The organism is Oscillibacter sp. CAG:155, from assembly GCA_000436875.1.
Classification (GTDB): domain Bacteria; phylum Bacillota; class Clostridia; order Oscillospirales; family Oscillospiraceae; genus Oscillibacter.
Genome location: FR890908.1, coordinates 4,642 through 7,953 on the forward strand (window position 1 = coordinate 4,642; position 3,312 = coordinate 7,953).

The 3,312-nt window shown below is 58.2% G+C and carries 3 protein-coding genes; 1 reads left to right on the plus strand and 2 read right to left on the minus strand.

What is annotated here, in order from left to right; all coding sequences use genetic code 11:
* Together QZL67_RS05785 and QZL67_RS05790 are read right to left on the minus strand one after the other, a co-directional pair.
* Positions 1-296: helix-turn-helix domain-containing protein (locus QZL67_RS05785; RefSeq protein WP_292919955.1), on the minus strand; the 296-nt coding region annotated here is incomplete at its 3' end.
* 154 nt (positions 297-450) lie between these two features.
* Positions 451-825, minus strand: coding sequence for a desulfoferrodoxin family protein (locus QZL67_RS05790; RefSeq protein WP_292919961.1), 375 nt, complete (start codon positions 823-825; stop codon positions 451-453).
* A 518-nt stretch (positions 826-1,343) separates the two neighbouring features.
* Here QZL67_RS05790 and QZL67_RS05795 point away from each other — a divergent pair.
* A partial coding sequence (locus tag QZL67_RS05795) for a type IIA DNA topoisomerase subunit B (RefSeq protein ID WP_292919957.1) occupies positions 1,344-3,312 on the plus strand: 1,969 nt, incomplete at its 3' end.

Below are 3,312 nucleotides of genomic sequence, written 5' to 3' on the forward strand. Positions count from 1 at the left end.
CACCCCCCACACACCCCCGGCCACAGCCGCAGAGAGACACCGGCTGTCGGAGAGACAGCCTTCTCTGTTGGGGCAGGGACTGCCGGAGTGCCGTCTGCCGTTTCCCGGCCGCACAGCGTGTCCAGCGGCAGCTCCAGCGCATCCGCCAGGGCCAGCAGCTTGGGAAGGTCCGGCGCGGCCTCGCCGGTCTCCCACTTGCTCACCGCCTGCCGGGAGACGCCCAGCCGGGCGGCCAGCTCCTCCTGACTCAGCCCCCGGGCCTTCCGCTCCCGGGACAAATTTTTGGAAAACTCCATGGTGTCGCCCCCTCTCGTTTCTGCCCCCATGATACCAGAGAGCGGCGGTTGCGCGCAACCAGCCGGAACTGGAATGGCCGCAACCAGAGGTTGCACACGAAAAAACAGGCCGGTACGATGCATCGTACCGGCCCGTTTGCAGGTTGGGATGAAATTACAGTTCCTTCTTCCACAGACCGTGGAGATTGCAGTAGGCATAGACCTCCTTGGCCTGCTGGCCCTCCGCCAGGGCGAACACCGCCTCCGGGGCCTCCTCGGGATGGAACCAGTGGATCAAAGCGTCCCGGTCGGTGACTACAGCCACCCACTGGATGAGATGCTCGGCGGTCATGGGATGGGTCACAGAGCCCACGTGGACCTTTACCAGATTGCCCTCCACCGTGACGGCGGGCACGTGCTTTTCCACTGCCGCGTCAGTGACGCCGGCTTCCAGGGGCTGCATATCCTCCCCACAGCATTGAACGGGGACCTGGGAAGAAGTCAGCTTCGTGATCACATTGCCGCAGTGCTTGCAGATATAGAACTTCATCATACGATCAAATCTCCTTATTTCCTGTTTTGTTGGGGATGGGCGCTTGTTCTTTCTGCATTCATATTAGTATATCCGGATATTTTAATACATTGCAAATGCAACACTTTTGAGGCTCTTTTAAAAAGATTGTCCTGCCGAAAGAGAAAGGCACCTCGTCCGCCTCTGAAAAACGAATCTTCGCCACTGATGGAACCCTTGATTTTCCTGGGATTTCCGGCGAAAAAAGGAGACCGGAGAGGTGGGGTATTTTTTAAATGGTTCACAAGTTTACATAACGGTGTTGAAAACTCTGTGGAAAATGTTTAAAACTCCACAGGGGGAGTGGATTGAGGGGGTGGCAGCCATGTTATGAGAAATTTTACGCAACAACATTTTTTGAAAAATCCGGGTAAAGTGCGGAGAAAGCGGGGGGAATCCCCCGCTTTTTGCCGGAGACTTGAAAGCGCGGCGTCAGCTGTGGTACAATACCTATATATTTAGAAATTCCCGGCGCTTTCCGCCGGTTCGGAGGACCTATGGCAAGCAAGAAGAACGATTACGGCAATGACAGTATCTCATCGTTAAAAGGAGCGGACCGGGTGCGCAAGCGGCCCGGCGTTATTTTCGGCTCCGACGGACTGGACGGCTGCGAGCACGCGGTCTTTGAAATTCTCTCCAACTCCATCGACGAGGCCCGGGAGGGCCACGGCCGGGTCATCACCCTCACCCGCTTTGCCGACCGTTCCATCCAGGTGGAGGACGCGGGCCGGGGCTGCCCGGTGGACTGGAACGAAAAGGAACAGCGCTACAACTGGGAGCTGGTGTACTGTGAACTCTACGCCGGCGGCAAATATGACAACGGCTCCGGCGACAACTACGAGTACTCCCTGGGTCTCAACGGTCTGGGCGCCTGCGCCACCCAATACGCTTCCCGCTACATGGACGTGACGGTCTGGCGGGACGGCTTTGAGTACCGCCTCCACTTCGAGCGGGGCGAGCTGGTGGGAGAGCTCACCAAGACCCCCCTGCCCAAAGGGCAGCAGAAAAAGACTGGTACCCGCACCCGGTGGCTACCGGACTTGGATGTGTTTACCGACATCGCCATCCCGGCGGAATACTTTACCGACGTCATGAAGCGCCAGGCGGTGGTGAACGCCGGCATTACCTTCCGCTTCCGCAGCGAGACGGCGCCGGGCCAGTTTGAGGAGACGGACTTTCTTTATGAAAACGGCATCATGGACTATGTCCAGGAGCTTGCCGGCGAGGGGGCCCTCACCGCCCCCGTGTTCTGGCAGGCGGAGAAGAAGGGCCGGGACCGGGCGGACAAGCCGGAGTACAAGGTCAAGCTCAGCGTGGCCCTGTGCTTTTCCAACCGGGTGAACATCATCGAACACTATCACAACTCCAGCTGGCTGGAGCACGGCGGCAGCCCGGAGAAGGCCACCAAGTCCGCCTTTGTCTCTGCCATCGACAAATACCTCCGGGACCAGGGCAAGTACCAGAAAAACGAGAGCAAGATCACCTGGGCCGATGTGGAGGATTGCCTGGTGCTGGTGAGCAACAACTTCTCCACCCAGACCAGTTATGAAAACCAGACCAAAAAGGCCATCACCAACAAGTTCATCCAGGAGGCCATGTCGGAGTTTCTCCGCAGCAATCTGGAGATCTATTTCATCGAAAATCACTTCGACGCGGAGAAGATCGGCGAGCAGGTGCTGCTCAACAAGCGCAGCCGGGAGAAGGCGGAGCAGACCCGTCTGAACATCAAGAAAAAGCTCTCCGGCACCATTGACATCGCCAACCGGGTCCAGAAGTTCGTGGACTGCCGCACCAAGGATGTGAGCAAGCGGGAGATCTACATTGTGGAGGGCGACAGCGCCCTGGGCAGCGTTAAGCAGGCCCGGGATGCGGAGTACCAGGGCATCATGCCCATCCGGGGCAAGATCCTCAACTGCCTGAAGGCGGACTACGCCCGTATTTTCAAAAGCGACGTCATCACAGACCTCATCAAAGTGCTGGGCTGCGGCGTGGAGGTCCAGAACAAGCACGTCAAGGACGTAGCAGCTTTCGATCTGAATAACCTGCGGTGGAACAAGGTGGTCATCTGCACCGATGGCGACGTGGACGGTTTTCAGATCCGCACACTGGTGCTCACCATGCTCTACCGCCTGACGCCCACCCTGATCCGGGAGGGCTATGTCTATATCGCGGAGACGCCTCTCTTTGAGATCAACTGCGGCGGCAAGACCTGGTTTGCATACTCCGACAAGGAGAAAAACGACATTGTCAAGGAGCTGGAGGGCAAGAAGTACAAGATCGACCGCTCCAAGGGCCTTGGCGAAAACGAGCCGGATATGATGTGGCTGACCACCATGAACCCCGAGACCCGCCGCCTGATCCGGGTGATGCCCGAGGATGTGGAGCGCACGGCGGAGGTCTTCGATCTGCTTTTGGGCGACAACCTCCAGGGCCGCAAGGACCACATCGCGGAAAACGGGTACAAGT